We start from the raw sequence: 15,998 nt of genomic DNA on the forward strand, positions 1-15,998 counted from the left end.
TTCCTTTTAAAGACGTATTTTTTCTAAAAGAATAGCGTGAAAGAACATCATCCATGACTCTTTCAGGATCACTGAATAAGAGTGAAAAATGAACTAAACTATGTACCAATAGATAGCAAGAAAATGTGCTCCTGCACCTAAAAGCACAAAAATGTGCCAGATCGCATGGGTATATCTTACCTTTTTTAACGCGTAAAACAATGCTCCAACCGTATAAGCTAACCCGCCAATGATCAAGAAAATCAATGCGTCTTTACTTAAATATGTGCGCATATCATCTATTACAAACACAGCAAGCCATCCCATTAAAATATAAGCTAGCAAAGAAATTTTTTGAAAACGATGAATAAAAACTAACTTGAAAAGTGTACCAATCGCAGCAATGCTCCAGAGTGTAATCAACAGATAGTGAGCTTTTGTAGTAGGAATTGCGATGCTTAAGAAGGGTGTATACGTTCCAGCAATTAAATAATAAATAGCTGTATGGTCAAGTTTCTTATACCAGTAACGTAAGTTTTGGGTTTGCGCAAAGTGATAAAGAGTCGAACTGGTGAAAACCAAAATGAGACTAAATGAATATACCCACAAACCTACCCACTGAGCAGTTGAAAGATAAGATCCCTTTATAATTAAAAAGATAGAAGCTATAACTGCCATAATGATACCAGCCCCATGGCTGTAGGCATTAAATAGTTCTTCTTTTGGATCGTAAGTTTCCAACACAGATTTACTCATAAGTTTAATTTTTTTGATTAAAAATACGAATGTATAGAAATACAAAACAGTCGTAAAGTTATTTTATTTTTAATCCTAGACCCTTTAAACTTCTATTTTATATGAGTCTTCATTTTTAGGTATATCCGTGTCGGTTTTCTCCTTTGAGCAAGAACAGCAATTCTTTCATAAAATCAAGCAAATGCTTGACCAACAAGCTTTTGAGCGATTGATCTTGAGCCAATATAAAGGAGAGTTGGCGCAACTGGAAAAAATCACTTTCCGCGTTGTAGAGCTACATGGCCAAAAACAGCTTTCAGCTTTATATCACCATACTACCCAAGATGTGACTAAAAATTATTCATTTGAAGAAGGTTTGCAACAGATTGAGCAGTTAATCATTCAATGTAAACAAGCGAATTTATTTTCAACTAATCAAGAAATACAGCTCAAGAAAAATAAGAAAAAAGCCCTCTTAAATATAGGTAAAAAGCAGGCAGTAAATGCGACACAAACGATTCAGGCACATGATCGTGAAAAGCAACGCTATGTACACCAGGGGAATGCATTTTTAAAAGAGCTTGGTATTACTGATGAAAAAGGCCAAATCATTCCAAGCATGGCGCGTAAATGGAAACAGATTAATAAATTTATTGAAATCTTTGCGAGTGCTTGTGAGCAAATTGATGCATCTCAACAAGAGTTACGCATTGTAGATTTTGGTTCGGGCAAAGGTTATTTAACTTTTGCATTATATGATTATTTGCAAGAGCAGAAAAAAACACCATTAATCACTGGTGTTGAATTGCGCCCGAATCTGGTTGAGTTTTGCCAGAATGTTGCAGACAAAGTGCATTTTAACCACTTAGACTTTTTTGAAGGTGACGTCCGTAGTTATCAGCCAGAAAAACTGGACGTTATGATTGCCTTACACGCGTGTGATATTGCAACTGACTTTGCCATTCATACTGGAATTCGTTTAAACGCTTCGATGATTATGTGCGCGCCGTGTTGTCACAAAGAGTTACGCCCACAATTACATAGTCCTGAAGTATTACAACCAATGCTACAGTTTGGTATTCATGCGGGGCAACAAGCCGAAATGCTAACCGATACGTTACGTGCGTTACTTTTAAAAGCGTATGGCTATGAAACTAAAGTTTTTGAGTTTGTATCGCTTGAACATACCAGCAAAAACAAAATGATTTTGGCGACGAAACGCAAAAACGTTTCTGAACCTGATGCCAAGATTATGGCTCAAATTCAAGCATTGAAAGAAATGTACGGTATTAAAAAACAAACGTTAGAGTTGCTATTACAAGATCAATTGCCGATCGAAAATATTGGCTGCAAGTGCTAGGGCGGTGAGCGGATGTATAAAATTAAAGAGGGTGGTTGGGAACAGCTCGAGAAAGATGCGAAATACATCCGTGAACAAGTTTTTATTCAAGAACAGGGAATTGCGCCTGAAGATGAGTGGGACGACTTGGATGCCACAGTTTTGCATTTTATTGTTTATGACAAAGAGCAGCCTATCGCTACAGCACGTCTGTTACCACAGCATAGCGTAGGGCGTGTTGCTGTTTTAGTGCCTTATCGAAAACAGGGTATTGGTAAAATTTTAATGCAGCATATTATTGACTATGCGCACCAACATAAACTGCCTTATTTAAAGCTTTCTGCGCAAACTTATGTGACAGCTTTTTACGAAGCTTTAGGTTTTCAGGTGCAAGGTGAGGTTTACCAAGATTGTGGTATTCCACATATTGATATGATTTTAGAATTAACTTGAGACTTCTTTTTAGAAATCTCAAGTTGGATTTATTTCATTGCATTCCAGCTTTCAATTGCCTGTAGTCCTGTTTCTAAACCGACTTCATAGCTATAACGAAGCTTTTTCGGGTTAGTAGTTAAACGGCCAGCCATATTTTTAAGAGGTGGTGGGCAAACTTCTAAAATTTGCTGTTCTGGATTTTCACCCCGAACAAAATCGACCGAAGCGTTATAACGGGCACAACGGTTCCGTAAACTGCTTGCAAAACCATAGTAATGTTTAAACGCATATTTTGCGAGGAATTGGTCGCCTCGGCTACTGCCCTTAAAGTAATTTTTAGGGCGAGTGCGTAAAACTAACAGCTTTTTAACGCCACTTTGCTGTGCTGTCCAGCGAACGGGTAAGGCATCTGCAACGCCGCCATCAAAGTATGGTTCACCCATAATATCGACGGGATGACGCGTTAAAACCGGAATTGAGCTAGAAGCACGCAGTGCATTTAACAGATTATCTTTACCAGCACGAAGATACTCAGCATGACCTGTTTTAGCATGCGTCAACACCATATAAAAATCTGGATTTTTAGCGAAAAGACTTTGTTGATCAAGTGGGTGCTCTTGCTCACCAATTTCCCACATCCATTTTAAATCAAGTAAATCACCACCTTTAAAAAAGCGTTTGTAATCGATGAATTCAGGACGAAGTGAGTGATCAACATAAAACGTTAGAGTGCGGCCTTGTTGGCCTGCCAAGTAGTTAGCCACATTGGTCGAACCGGAAGATACACCAACATATAAGTCAAAAGGATTGAACTGTTGTTGTAGAAATGAGTCAAGTACACCACTGGTAAAGGCACCACGCATGCCTCCACCCTCTACAACCAATGCGTTGCGGGAAAAATCTGTCATTTGAAAAATATCTGATTACTGAGTTGAGTGCTTATGTTCTTGCATGTCCATTTCAGGCATATCGTCATGTTGAGCGTGTTGCCCCGTAGAGTGTTCAGCTTTTTGCTGCATTTGCTCTTGTTGTGCTTTGCGCTGTGCTCCTGGCATGTAGTCAGGTTCATTGCTCATTGCTAAATAGAAAAAGCCAAGGAAAATCGCACTTAAAACACCAACGATCAGAACAAATTTCCAGCCTAGAACTGCTGACTCGGAAGAATTTTTATCGGACATAAGGATTTCTCGAATGTGCTGTAGAAGCACAAAAATGAAGTCTATTTATAGCATATTTAGGTGTGAGGCTGAAATCTTAAAGGTCATAAAGAAAAACCCATATAAATAAAATATATTTATATGGGCAAGGTTTATGCAGTTTTTAAATATTCAATAAGTCTAAGTTATTGAATATTTTGTTTCTGCTCAGCTTTGGTTTTTAGCAGTGCAGGCGGTGTGAAGCGTTCACCATATTTAGCAGCTAACTCTTCAGCTCGTTTTTGTGCTTTATCAGTGCCGTATTGATTTAGGAATTGAATTGCTCCACCAGTCCAAGGCGCATAACCAATCCCAAAGATGGAACCGACATTGGCATCAATCACAGACTCCAACACACCTTCTTCATAACAACGTAAGGTATCTAGCGCCTGTACAAACAGAATGCGATCAATCATATCTTGTTCAGAAATATCATGTTCTTTTTTCCAGCGGTTTAAGCCTTCCCATAGATGCTTTTTACCATTTTCAGGATATTCATAAAAACCAGCTCCAGCAGCTTTACCTTTACGGTTTAACTCATGAATCATGGTGTGAACCACTTCATCTACAGAAGTTTTAGGTAAATCTTTTCCTTCGGCTTGTAGAGCTTTACGTGCTTCACTAGCAACATGTTCGGTTAATGTTAAAGATACTTCATCTTGAATAGCGAGGGGGCCAACTGGCATACCAGCTTTCAGTGCTGCCATTTCAATACGCGCTGGGTGGACACCTTCGGCAAGCAAGCACATACCTTCTTGAATGAAAGTACCAAACACACGACTGGTAAAGAAACCACGGCTATCATTAACAACAATCGGTGTTTTTCCAATTTGTTGTACAAAGTCGTAAGCTTTGGCAAGTGTCTCTGCGGAGGTGTTTTTACCTTTAATAATCTCAACCAACTGCATTTTGTCGACAGGGCTAAAGAAATGCAGACCGATAAAAGCTTTATCATCCTTACTTGCTTGAGCTAAACCTGTAATTGGCAGGGTTGAAGTGTTTGATGCCATTACGCCATTAGGTGCTAAATATTGTTCAGCTTCTTGAGTGACTTTGGCTTTGAGTTCTTGATTTTCAAATACCGCTTCAATAATTAAGTCACAGCCTTGAAGATCTTGAGCTGAAGCAGTAGCCGTAATGAGCGATAAAACCTGATCACGTTTTTCTGCGGTCATGCGGCCTTGTGAAACACGTTTATCTAAGAGTTTTTGTGAGTAAGCTTTGCCTTTCTCCGCATTTTCAACAGATACATCTTTAAGTACAACAGGAATGCCTTTAATTGCAGTTGAATAAGCAATACCAGCACCCATCATACCAGCACCCAACACACCAACTTTAGTGGCTTGCCATTTTGCAACGTCGGCAGGGCGGCTCGCACCAGACTTAATTGCATTTAGACCATGCCAGAAAGTGCCGATCATATTTTTAGAAATTTGACCTGTTGTAAGCTGAGTAAAGTAGCGGGACTCAATACGCAGTGCAGTATCGACATCGACTTGAGCACCTTCAACTGCGGCAGCCATAATCGCTTCAGGGGCAGGGTAACAACCTTTGGTTTTATCTCTTAACATGGCTGGTGCAATTGCAAGAACTTGTGCAACTGCTGGAGTTTTTGGGTTACCACCCGGAATTTTATAACCCTTCACATCAAAAGGCTGCTGAGATTTTGGATTTGCTTTGATCCAAGCAATTGCTTTATCTAAAAGCTCTTGTTCATTTTCAGCAGTATCGTGGATTAAGCCTAAAGATTTTGCTTTATCAACACTGAACTGTTTTCCTTCCATTAGGAAAGGGAATGCATTTTGAAGTCCAAGCAGACGTACCATACGCACAATACCGCCGCCACCTGGTAACAAACCTAAAGTGACTTCTGGTAGGCCAAATTTACTTTTCGCGTCATTGATTGCGATACGATGATGGCAACTTAATGCGATTTCCCAACCACCGCCAAGTGCAGTGCCATTTAATGCTGCAACGACTGGAATGCCTAACGTTTCAATTGTGCGTAAATGACCTTTTAGCTTTTCAACCATATTGAAAAAGTCAGTCGCATGTTCAGGTTGAACTTGAATTAGCTCATCTAGGTCACCGCCTGCAAAGAAAGTTTTCTTAGCTGAGCGGAAAATAACACCTGAAAGTTCTGTTTCTGCTTTAAGTTTCTGAGTTGCCTCATCGAGCGAGTCACGAAACTCAGCATTCATGGTGTTCGCAGATTGACCTGTTGAATCAAGCGTTAAAATGACAATATTGTCGGCATTTTTTTCGTATTGAATTGCACTCATCTTTTATATCCCTAATTTTTATACGCGTTCAATAATGGTGGCAATACCCATCCCACCGCCAACACAGAGCGTCGCTAAACCGCGCTTTTTATCTTGTCGTTCAAGCTCATCAAGTAGTGTGCCTAAAATCATGGCACCTGTTGCTCCTAGTGGATGGCCTAAAGCAATCGCACCGCCATTTACGTTGACTTTTTCAGCAGGGACGTTGAGCTCATTAATAAAACGCATTACAACTGCTGCAAAGGCTTCATTGACTTCAAACAGGTCAATATCATCAATCATAAGACCAGCTTTTTCTAAAGCTTTGCGTGCAGCAGGAGCAGGGCCTGTCAGCATGATGGTTGGGTCAGTACCGACTAATGCAGTCGCCAAAACTTTAGCGCGTGGTTTTAAATTTTGTTCTTTTACCGCTTTTTCAGAAGCCAATAAAACTACAGCTGCTCCATCGACAATGCCTGATGAGTTACCTGCGTGATGAACATGATTTATTTTTTGTGCTTCTGGATATTTTTGTAAAGCAACTGCATCAAAACCCATTTGCCCCATCATTTCAAAACTTGGGTTGAGCTTCGTTAGGCCTTCGAGTGTGGTGTTACCTTTAATAAACTCATCTTTATCTAAAATCACCACACCTGCATGATCTTTTACTGGTACGACTGAGTGATTGAAATAACCATTTGATTGAGCCGCTGCCGCTTTTTGTTGTGAGTTTACAGCGAAATTATCAACATCTTCACGGCTATAACCATCTAAGGTTGCAATGAGGTCGGCGCCGATGCCTTGTGGAACAAATGATGACTTAAGATTTGTTTCTGGGTCTAGCGCCCACGGTCCGCCATCGGAACCCATTGGAATGCGTGACATTGATTCAACGCCACCTGCAACGACTAAATCCTCCCAACCAGAACGAACTTTCATGGCTGCCATGTTGACTGCTTCTAAGCCTGAAGCACAAAAACGATTGATTTGAACTCCAGCAACATCATCATTCCAACCCGCTGCAATGGCTGCAGTTTTGGCAATGTCGCCGCCTTGATCACCAATAGGAGTTACGCAGCCCAAAACAATGTCGTCAACTTTCGATGTATCGAGTTGATGGCGCTGCTGTAATTCATTTAATAAAGTGGTGAGTAAGGTAATTGGTTTTACTTCATAAAGAGAGCCGTCTTTTTTTCCTTTTCCGCGTGGTGTGCGAATGGCATCAATAATATAAGCCTCGCTCATAACAGTTCCTTTTTTATTGCTTAAAATTTATTTGTGTTTTGAGTGTACTGGTTTTAGTAGCGAGTGCAATGACGATAAGCGCACCAGTCAGGTGATGATTTTTGCCAATAGAAATACAAAAAAGCCCAAGTTGAACTTGGGCTAAATGTGAAACTTAAATAGATTTAAGAGTTAGTGATAACCGTGTAGCTGGCGATATAGGCCAGGGGTTACACCCGTCCACTTTTTAAATGCGCGGTGGAACGTACTCGTTTCACTAAAACCAACTTGTTGAGCAACGTCTTCAAGTGTTAATTCAGGGTTGAGTAATAAGTGAATTGCAGCATCTCGACGTAAGGCATCTTTTACGCCTTGATAGCTTTTACCTTCTGCAGCCAAGCGACGACGTAAGGTTTGCGGAGATAAATACAACATTGATGCAACGTCATTAAGCGTTGGCATTTCTTCACCAATCTGGCTTTTGAGTACTTCACGAATACGAGAAGTTAGCGAGTTGGTATTTTTGAATTTTACTAAAAGCTGAGCAGGTGCTGCTTTTAAGAATTCTTCTAGCGTTTTTTCATCTTGACGGATTGGCAAATCAAGATAATCAGCCGCAAAAGTTATTTCAGTACGCGGTGCATCAAACTGCATGACTGGTGCAAAAAATAATGCATCATATTCATCTGCATGTGCAGGACGTGGGTAGCTAAAATGAACACGCTCTAATGGCAAACGGCGTTCAATGAGCCATGATGCTAGACCGTGCCAAATCATAAGCATACTTTCGGTAATGAAATGATCTGGATCTAAAGTTTTTGGAATGAGCGGAACTAGGCGTGCTTCATGTTTGTCACGTTCTAGGCTGACAGACCATTCATCGCCAAATAATTTGTAAAATTGAGATGACAGTTCAAGAGCTTGACCCAATGTTTTTGCGTGAATAATCAACTGACACATAATGGCAAAAGTGCCCAGACGACGTGGTTGTACGTCAAATCCAACGTGTTCATCCTGTGTGACCATCCACAACATTTTTATAAAACGAGTGTATTGTTCTGGTGAGATTCGAGCTTTAGGTTGACGTAATAATTCCGCTTCAATGCCCACATGTGAAAGGAGCATTTCAACATCCATGCCAAGGCGCTTTACGCCTGTCAAAGCCGCATTCACGAAGTGGATGCTAATCGTATCGCGACTCATATTGAATCCTTCAGTCTCTTTGATGTTCACTTTAAATTGACCTAAATGACCGTCTAAAAAAATAAATTGGCGATTTACAACAGAGTAAAAGCACTTTTTACATGTTAAATTGCCGAAATGATCAAGGTAAATGGCTGAACATGACATTGTTTTAGAATATTTGCTTAACTAATATAAAAGAAAATATGAATAATAGTGGTTAAAAAAACGATGACGACAGCATTAAATGGACTTAAAGTTCTCGATTTCTCGACACTCTTACCCGGACCTTTTGCCACAATGTATTTAGCCGATATGGGAGCAGAAGTCATCCATATCGAATCTCCATCGCGTCCAGATTTAATTCGGATCATGCCACCCTATGCAAATGGGCAAGCAACGGCACATAGTTATTTAAACCGAAATAAACAGTCGGTTGTTCTCGATTTAAAAGATCCGGCAAGTATTGAATTAATTAAAGCCAAAATTTCCGAGTTTGATATTGTCATAGAGCAGTTTCGACCTGATGTCATGCACCGTCTAGGATTAGATTACTCAACACTTGCCGAAATTAATCCGCGCTTAATTTACTGCTCAATTACAGGTTATGGACAAACAGGAAGTTATAAAGATAGAGCAGGGCATGACATTAACTATTTAGCTTTAGCTGGTATTGCTGGGTATAGCGGTCGACAAGACAGTGGTCCACCGCCACTCGGTATTCAAGTTGCAGATATTGCAGGTGGTTCACTTCATGCAGTTATTGCTATTTTAGCGGCGGTGGTTGAACGTGGGCGTAGTGGTATGGGTCAATATATTGATATTTCCATGACCGATTGTGTTGCTAGCTTAAATAGTATGGCTGCATCAGCCACACTCGCTGCACAAGTCGAACAGTCTCCAGAGCATGGAATGCTCAATGGTGGGATTTTCTATGACTATTATATGACCCAAGATGGTCGTTATCTTTCAATTGGTAGTCTTGAACCACAATTTATGTCAGGTTTATCCATAGCGCTTGATCTGCCACTACTATTACAAAAGGGCGCTTCATTAGATCCCGAAGATCGGAAAGAAGTTAAACAAGCAATTCAAGAAAAAATTAAAAGCAAAACATTTAAAGAGTGGCATGAAATTTTTGCAAACATTGATGTGTGTGTAGAACCTGTTTTAAGTCTCACTGAGTCATTAAATTCGCCCTTAGCACAACAACGTGGATGGATTGTGGATGTTCCTTTGCAGAATAATACAGCAGATACAGAACCACAGTTGGCTTGCCCAATTAAGTTTTCAAGATCAAAAATGAGATATTCCTTTATAGGTCAAAAACTTGGTGAAGGACAATGGTAAAGAGGTGAGGCCATTTCTTAGACACTGTGTATTAAGATTATTATTAGATTAATCAATTGATTAACATTTTGAATAATTTCTTTACACAAAATTAGCGTACCCTTTATAAACAAAGACATAAAAGGTATGTAAACATGAAAACACATAAATCCTTGATGGCTTCCTGTTTATCCGTTTTATCAATTACTCTTTTCATTCAGCACGCACAAGCTGCTGCTGCATTCGACCCAAATAGTCCGTGGATGTTGGGTGATTGGAACGGTCAACGCACCGCGTTACAAGCACAAGGTTATGATTTTTCTTTCGGATATACCGGCGAATACGCCGGTATTTTAGATTCAAAAAATACATCAACGCATGGTAGTGCTTATACGGGGCAACTTGCTTTAGGAACTCATTTTGATTTAAACAAAATTTTAGGGTGGCAAGATACTGAAGCTCAAATCACATTAACTTATCGTGATGGGCAATCACTTTCTGAACATTCACCAGCTTTAGCGGGGCATTTAAGCTCGGTGCAAGAAGTGTGGGGGCGTGAGCAAACTTGGCGTTTAACAGACTTGTGGATTAAGAAAAAATTCCTTGATCAGAAGTTAGACGTGAAAGTCGGTCGTTTTGGTGAAGGTGAGGACTTTAATAGTTTTGACTGTGATTTCCAGAACTTGGCGCTTTGTGGTTCGCAAGTGGGTAACTGGGTTGGTGAACAGTGGTATAACTGGCCAGTCAGCCAATGGGCAATGCGTGTTAAATATAACTTGCAACCAGACTTATATACCCAAGTGGGTGTATATGAATATAACCCGGAAAATTTGGACCGAGGCAAAGGTTTTAACCTAAGTACTGATGGTTCACATGGGGCAATTATTCCTGCCGAAGTAGTTTGGTCACCTAAATTAGGCGCTCAAAGTATGGCTGGTGAATACCGTTTAGGGTATTACTACAGCACTGCTGATGCCAAAGAAATTGCAGATGAAACCAAAAACTCTCATAAACAAGGTGTATGGGTAACTGCAAAACAAAAATTATTCCAGCCTACTGATCAAACAGACCGTGGTTTGACTGGATTTGTGAACCTGACGTTCCACGACTCTGACACTAACAAAATTGATAATATGCAAAATGTAGGCTTAGTCTATAAAGGTTTGCTCAATCAACGTCCTCAAGATGAATTGGCATTAGGTGTTGCGCGTATCCATATCAACGATGATTGGAACGATGTCCAAAATAAAGAATACGATACTGAATACAATACCGAGCTTTACTACGGTATTCATGCGACAAACTGGCTGACTATCCGTCCAAATGTGCAATATGTTCGTCATGTTGGTGCATTAAAAAATGGTGATAACACTTGGGTAGGCGGTATTAAATTCTCAACTGCATTCTAAGCGTAATTATTCTGAAAAACGGATTGTCGAGGGCCAAATCATTGATTGAATGATCCTGACCTTCCGTTTTTTCTTTATGCCTGAGTTTTGTTTTAGATGCATTGATAGGCCGATTTTTGATTAAAAGCTTGTCCTATCTTTCCGATAAAAATGATGATTGATAAGAGGTGGTTTATGACTCAACCTACTTCAAGATCAGGTTTAACGACTTTTACCGTAATTATTATTGGGTTATTAGCGTTATTCCTGTTAATTGGAGGTATTTGGCTCGCTACATTAGGCGGTTCAATTTACTATATTATTACTGGTGTATTACTCCTGATTGTTGCATGGCAACTCTATAAGCGCGCCTCTACAGCATTGTGGGTGTACGTTGCTTTAATGCTGGGTACCATTATTTGGGGTGTCTGGGAAGTTGGAACAGACTTCTGGGCGCTTGCACCTCGTTTAGATATTTTAGGTATTCTTGGTTTATGGTTATTGGTTCCAGCCGTAACTCGTGGAATCAGCAACCTTGGATCAAGTAAAGTTGCCTTATCTTCAACTCTAGCAATTGCAATCTTGTTGATGGTCTATTCGATTTTCAACGATCCGCAAGAAATTAATGGTGAAATCAAGACACCTCAACCAGAAACTGCTCAAGCAGTTCCAGGTGTAGCAGAGAGTGACTGGCCAGCGTATGGTCGTACTCAGGCAGGTGTACGTTATTCTCCGTTAAAGCAGATTAATGATCAAAACGTAAAAGATTTGAAAGTTGCTTGGACTTTACGTACTGGTGATCTTAAGACAGATAACGACTCTGGCGAAACGACCAATCAGGTTACACCGATTAAAATCGGTAATAACATGTTTATCTGTACAGCTCACCAGCAATTAATTTCAATTGATCCTGCGACAGGTAAAGAAAAATGGCGTTTTGATCCGAAGCTTAAAACGGATAAATCGTTCCAGCATTTAACTTGTCGTGGTGTGATGTACTACGATGCAAACAACACAACTGAGTTTGCAACGAGTCTTCAAAGCAAGAAATCTGACTCTACACAATGTCCGCGTAAAGTCTTTGTTCCTGTGAATGACGGCCGTTTAGTTGCGGTGAATGCTGACACTGGTAAAGCATGTACTGACTTTGGTAAAAATGGTGAAGTGAACTTGCAAGAGTTTATGCCATATGCTTACCCAGGTGGTTACAACCCAACATCTCCTGGTATCGTGACTGGTTCAACAGTTGTTATTGCTGGTTCGGTAACAGATAACTACTCAAATAAAGAACCATCTGGTGTAATTCGTGGATACGACGTTAACACTGGTAAACTCCTTTGGGTATTTGATACTGGCGCAGCAGATCCAAATGCAATGCCGGGCGAAGGTACGAATTTCGTTCATAACTCACCAAATGCATGGGCTCCTTTAGCATACGATGCCAAACTTGATATCGTTTATGTTCCAACAGGTGTAGGTACTCCAGATATCTGGGGGGGCGACCGTACTGAGTTGAAAGAGCGTTATGCGAACTCGATGTTAGCGATTAATGCTTCAACTGGTAAATTAGTGTGGAACTTCCAGACAACCCATCATGATTTATGGGATATGGATGTACCATCACAACCATCTTTAGCTGATATCAAAAACAAAGCTGGCCAAACGGTTCCTGCAATCTATGTATTGACTAAAACAGGTAACGCCTTTGTTCTTGATCGTCGTAATGGTCAACCAATTGTTCCTGTAACTGAGAAACCAGTTCCACAAACAGTTAAACGTGGACCACAAACTAAAGGCGAGCATTATTCAAAAACTCAGCCATTCTCTGACTTGAACTTAGCTCCACAAGATAAATTGACTGATAAAGATATGTGGGGTGCCACTATGCTTGATCAGCTCATGTGTCGTGTATCTTTCAAACGTCTAAATTACGATGGTATTTATACTCCACCATCTGAAAACGGTACTTTAGTTTTCCCTGGTAACTTAGGTGTGTTTGAATGGGGCGGTATGTCAGTTAACCCTGACCGTCAGGTTGCTGTAATGAACCCGATTGGTTTGCCATTCGTCAGTCGTTTAATTCCTGCCGATCCAAACCGTGCACAAACTGCAAAAGGTGCGGGAACTGAGCAGGGTGTACAACCGATGTACGGCGTACCTTATGGTGTTGAAATTAGCGCATTCTTATCTCCGCTTGGTTTACCTTGTAAACAACCAGCTTGGGGCTATGTAGCTGGCGTTGATTTAAAAACTCATGAAGTGGTATGGAAAAAACGTATTGGTACAATTCGTGACAGCTTACCGAACTTGTTCCAGTTACCAGCTGTGAAAATTGGTGTACCTGGTTTAGGTGGTTCAATTTCTACTGCCGGTAATGTCATGTTTGTTGGTGCAACTCAAGATAACTACTTACGTGCGTTTAACGTTACTAATGGTAAGAAACTTTGGGAAGCGCGTTTACCAGCGGGTGGACAAGCAACACCAATGACTTATGAAATCAATGGTAAGCAATATGTTGTGATCATGGCGGGTGGTCATGGTTCATTTGGTACAAAAATGGGCGACTATTTAGTGGCCTATGCCTTACCAGATAACAAATAAAAAGCTTTTATAGAAAGGGCCTGGATTTATCCGGGCTTTTTTATGTCGATTTATATTAAAGCTTATCAATAAAACCGTTATTAAATATGCAAAAAAAGCATTTTATTGATGAATGAAAGCTCGCTATGCTATCCGCCTTAATAATGAATCTACTAGCCATACGCCATGTATTTATATACCGATTTCGACCAGCAGCTGGTTAATGAACGAGTTGCTCAGTTCCGTGATCAGACTGAACGCTATTTAGCTGGCAAACTTTCTGAAGATGAATATCGTCCGTTACGTTTGCAAAATGGTTTATATGTGCAACGCTATGCGCCTATGCTGCGTATTGCTGTGCCGTATGGCTTAATGAATTCTAAGCAATTACGTAAAGTTGCTGAAGTTTCAACTGCTTATGACCGTGGTTATGCACACGTATCTACACGTCAAAACATCCAGTTGAACTGGCCTGCACTTGAAGATGTGCCAGATATTTTGGCTGAACTTGCAACTGTACAAATGCATGCTATTCAAACGAGTGGTAACTGTATTCGTAACACAACAACTGACCAATACGCAGGTGTGGTTGCTGGTGAAATTGCAGACCCACGTCCAACATGTGAATTGATTCGTCAGTGGAGTACATTCCACCCAGAATTTGCATTCTTGCCACGTAAGTTCAAAATTGCTGTTTCTGCACTTGAAGAAAAAGACCGTGCGGCAACTGCATTCCACGATATTGGTGTTTATATCGTGCGTAATGAAGCGGGTGAAATCGGCTATAAAATTATGGCTGGTGGTGGTTTAGGCCGTACCCCAATCATTGGCAGCGTTATTCGTGAGTTTTTACCGCGTGAAGATTTAATTGCTTATTTAGAAGCGGTTTTACGTGTTTATAACTTACATGGTCGTCGTGATAACAAATATAAAGCGCGTATCAAAATTCTAGTTAAAGCATTAACTCCTGAAGTGTTTGCACAGAAAGTTGAAGCTGAGTTTGAACATACACGTGAAGCATTGAAAATTCAGCCAGAAATCTTGAAAAAACTGGATGAAGAATTCACTCCTTTTGATTATCAAGATTTGGCAGATGAAGACTTTACCGCTTTATTTGCTGAGCATCCAAAATTCAAACAGTGGTTCAACATCAACACGCATGCGCATAAAGTGAAGGGCTATCGTATTGTTACGATTTCTCTAAAACGTGCAGGTATCGCACCGGGCGATATGACCACTGAAGAAATGAACTTTATTGCAGATCTTGCTGATAAATATACTTTCGGTGAACTTCGCACAACTCATGAACAAAACATTGCTTTGGCAGATGTGCCTCAAAAAGATTTGTTCGATGTATGGCAAGCGCTTGAGCAACAAAATATGGCACGTGCACATATTGGTTTTATTACCGATATTATTAGTTGCCCGGGCGGTGATTTCTGTTCACTTGCAAATGCGAAATCAATTCCAATTGCTGAAGCGATTACACGTCGTTTCGATGACTTAGATAAAGTTTATGATCTTGGTCATTTAGATCTAAATATTTCTGGTTGTATGAATGCCTGTGGTCATCACCACGTAGGTAACATCGGGATTTTAGGTGTAGATAAGAAAGGCGCTGAATTCTATCAAATTACATTAGGTGGTAATTCTGACCATGATGCATCAATCGGTGACATCTTAGGGCCATCATTTGCAGCAGATGCTGTGCCTGATGTAATTGAAGAAGTATTAAATACTTATCTTGATTTGCGTACGGAAGGTGAGCGTTTTGTTGACACATATCGCCGTGTAGGAATTCAACCATTTAAGGAGCGTGCATATGCTTAATACAGCTCTACCAGTGCTTTATAAAGATGGCACGATTGCAGATAATACTTATCAAATCATTGCTGAAGATGGTGTAGTTCCTCAAGGTGACGTTGTCGTAACAACGGCTCAACTTGACCAATTAGCTAACATTCAAGGCAAAAAAGCTTTGTATGTGACGGTAAATGATTCGCCTGAAAATCATACTTTCCCATTAAATGAACTTGATGCAATTTTCATTGAGTTTGCGGGTTTTGGTGATGGCCGAGGTTACTCATTTGCAGCATTGTTACGTCGCCAAGGTTTCCAAGGTGAGTTACGTGCAACAGGTGATGTGTTTAAGGATGTTTTAAACTACTTAAAGCGTTCTGGTTTTGATAGCTTTGTCGTAAAAGAAGGCAAAGACGTGCAAGAAGCTGTGGCAGGTTTGCAAGACTTTACCAATCCGTATCAAGCTTCAACTGGTGTGCCAGAAGCGAGTTATCAAACAGGTGCTCAATAAATCCTGAAATAAAAAATCCCGCAATTTGCGGGATTTTTT

Annotated in this window: 13 protein-coding genes; 7 read left to right on the forward strand and 6 right to left on the reverse strand. The window is 40.3% G+C overall.

Annotated elements, in window-relative coordinates:
• Positions 1-93: 93 nt before the first annotated feature.
• The gene (gene trhA / locus I7H67_RS03465; protein ID WP_198307081.1) at positions 94-735 is read right to left on the reverse strand and encodes a PAQR family membrane homeostasis protein TrhA; all 642 of its coding nucleotides are present in this window, start codon (positions 733-735) and stop codon (positions 94-96) included.
• 127 nt (positions 736-862) lie between these two features.
• On the opposite strand from trhA, the gene I7H67_RS03470 reads away from it, so the two are divergent.
• Together I7H67_RS03470 and I7H67_RS03475 are read left to right on the forward strand one after the other, a co-directional pair.
• A complete protein-coding gene (locus I7H67_RS03470; RefSeq protein WP_198307082.1) occupies positions 863-2,074 on the forward strand; it encodes a class I SAM-dependent methyltransferase in 1,212 nt (403 codons plus the stop codon).
• A gap of 12 nt (positions 2,075-2,086) precedes the next feature.
• Positions 2,087-2,506 carry a GNAT family N-acetyltransferase gene (locus tag I7H67_RS03475; RefSeq protein ID WP_198307083.1) on the forward strand — a complete coding sequence of 140 codons (420 nt, stop codon included), beginning with the start codon at positions 2,087-2,089 and terminating at the stop codon, positions 2,504-2,506.
• 29 nt (positions 2,507-2,535) lie between these two features.
• Here I7H67_RS03475 and I7H67_RS03480 read toward each other — a convergent pair whose 3' ends face one another.
• From I7H67_RS03480 to I7H67_RS03500, 5 genes are all read right to left on the reverse strand, one after another.
• Positions 2,536-3,396, reverse strand: coding sequence for a patatin family protein (locus I7H67_RS03480; protein ID WP_198307084.1), 861 nt, complete (start codon positions 3,394-3,396; stop codon positions 2,536-2,538).
• A gap of 15 nt (positions 3,397-3,411) precedes the next feature.
• Complete coding sequence (locus I7H67_RS03485; RefSeq protein WP_198307085.1) at positions 3,412-3,666, reverse strand: hypothetical protein; 255 nt, start codon at positions 3,664-3,666, stop codon at positions 3,412-3,414.
• 164 nt (positions 3,667-3,830) lie between these two features.
• Entirely contained in the window at positions 3,831-5,966 is a 2,136-nt protein-coding gene (locus I7H67_RS03490; RefSeq protein WP_198307086.1) for a 3-hydroxyacyl-CoA dehydrogenase NAD-binding domain-containing protein, read from the reverse strand.
• An 18-nt stretch (positions 5,967-5,984) separates the two neighbouring features.
• A complete protein-coding gene (locus tag I7H67_RS03495) occupies positions 5,985-7,190 on the reverse strand; it encodes an acetyl-CoA C-acetyltransferase (protein ID WP_198307087.1) in 1,206 nt (401 codons plus the stop codon).
• A 171-nt stretch (positions 7,191-7,361) separates the two neighbouring features.
• Positions 7,362-8,372, reverse strand: a complete 1,011-nt coding sequence (locus I7H67_RS03500) for an AraC family transcriptional regulator (protein WP_004789200.1) — start codon at positions 8,370-8,372, stop codon at positions 7,362-7,364.
• A 210-nt stretch (positions 8,373-8,582) separates the two neighbouring features.
• On the opposite strand from I7H67_RS03500, the gene I7H67_RS03505 reads away from it, so the two are divergent.
• The 5 genes from I7H67_RS03505 to I7H67_RS03525 all read left to right on the forward strand — a co-directional run bounded on the left by I7H67_RS03505 (position 8,583) and on the right by I7H67_RS03525 (position 15,959).
• Positions 8,583-9,701, forward strand: a complete 1,119-nt coding sequence (locus tag I7H67_RS03505) for a CaiB/BaiF CoA transferase family protein (RefSeq protein ID WP_198307088.1) — start codon at positions 8,583-8,585, stop codon at positions 9,699-9,701.
• A 155-nt stretch (positions 9,702-9,856) separates the two neighbouring features.
• Positions 9,857-11,089: a carbohydrate porin gene (locus I7H67_RS03510; protein ID WP_198307157.1), complete on the forward strand. Its 1,233-nt coding sequence runs from the start codon at positions 9,857-9,859 to the stop codon at positions 11,087-11,089.
• A 174-nt stretch (positions 11,090-11,263) separates the two neighbouring features.
• Positions 11,264-13,669, forward strand: coding sequence for a glucose/quinate/shikimate family membrane-bound PQQ-dependent dehydrogenase (locus I7H67_RS03515; RefSeq protein ID WP_198307089.1), 2,406 nt, complete (start codon positions 11,264-11,266; stop codon positions 13,667-13,669).
• A 165-nt stretch (positions 13,670-13,834) separates the two neighbouring features.
• Complete coding sequence (locus I7H67_RS03520; protein WP_004789205.1) at positions 13,835-15,478, forward strand: nitrite/sulfite reductase; 1,644 nt, start codon at positions 13,835-13,837, stop codon at positions 15,476-15,478.
• A complete protein-coding gene (locus tag I7H67_RS03525) occupies positions 15,471-15,959 on the forward strand; it encodes a DUF934 domain-containing protein (protein ID WP_198307090.1) in 489 nt (162 codons plus the stop codon). Before I7H67_RS03520 ends, I7H67_RS03525 begins: the two co-directional genes overlap by 8 nt.
• Positions 15,960-15,998: the final 39 nt, after the last annotated feature.

Source organism: Acinetobacter sp. ACIN00229 (genome assembly GCF_016106645.1).
GTDB classification, from domain to species: domain Bacteria; phylum Pseudomonadota; class Gammaproteobacteria; order Pseudomonadales; family Moraxellaceae; genus Acinetobacter; species Acinetobacter oleivorans.

Bases quoted from the DNA above. Each gene is read 5' to 3' on its own strand.
- trhA (WP_198307081.1), bottom strand. From the start codon at position 735: ATGAGTAAATCTGTGTTGGAAACTTACGATCCAAAAGAAGAACTATTT.
- I7H67_RS03475 (WP_198307083.1), top strand. From the start codon at position 2,087: ATGTATAAAATTAAAGAGGGTGGTTGGGAACAGCTCGAGAAAGATGCG.
- I7H67_RS03480 (WP_198307084.1), bottom strand. From the start codon at position 3,396: ATGACAGATTTTTCCCGCAACGCATTGGTTGTAGAGGGTGGAGGCATG.
- I7H67_RS03485 (WP_198307085.1), bottom strand. From the start codon at position 3,666: ATGTCCGATAAAAATTCTTCCGAGTCAGCAGTTCTAGGCTGGAAATTT.
- I7H67_RS03490 (WP_198307086.1), bottom strand. From the start codon at position 5,966: ATGAGTGCAATTCAATACGAAAAAAATGCCGACAATATTGTCATTTTA.
- I7H67_RS03495 (WP_198307087.1), bottom strand. From the start codon at position 7,190: ATGAGCGAGGCTTATATTATTGATGCCATTCGCACACCACGCGGAAAA.
- I7H67_RS03500 (WP_004789200.1), bottom strand. From the start codon at position 8,372: ATGAGTCGCGATACGATTAGCATCCACTTCGTGAATGCGGCTTTGACA.
- I7H67_RS03505 (WP_198307088.1), top strand. From the start codon at position 8,583: ATGACGACAGCATTAAATGGACTTAAAGTTCTCGATTTCTCGACACTC.
- I7H67_RS03510 (WP_198307157.1), top strand. From the start codon at position 9,857: ATGGCTTCCTGTTTATCCGTTTTATCAATTACTCTTTTCATTCAGCAC.
- I7H67_RS03515 (WP_198307089.1), top strand. From the start codon at position 11,264: ATGACTCAACCTACTTCAAGATCAGGTTTAACGACTTTTACCGTAATT.
- I7H67_RS03520 (WP_004789205.1), top strand. From the start codon at position 13,835: ATGTATTTATATACCGATTTCGACCAGCAGCTGGTTAATGAACGAGTT.
- I7H67_RS03525 (WP_198307090.1), top strand. From the start codon at position 15,471: ATGCTTAATACAGCTCTACCAGTGCTTTATAAAGATGGCACGATTGCA.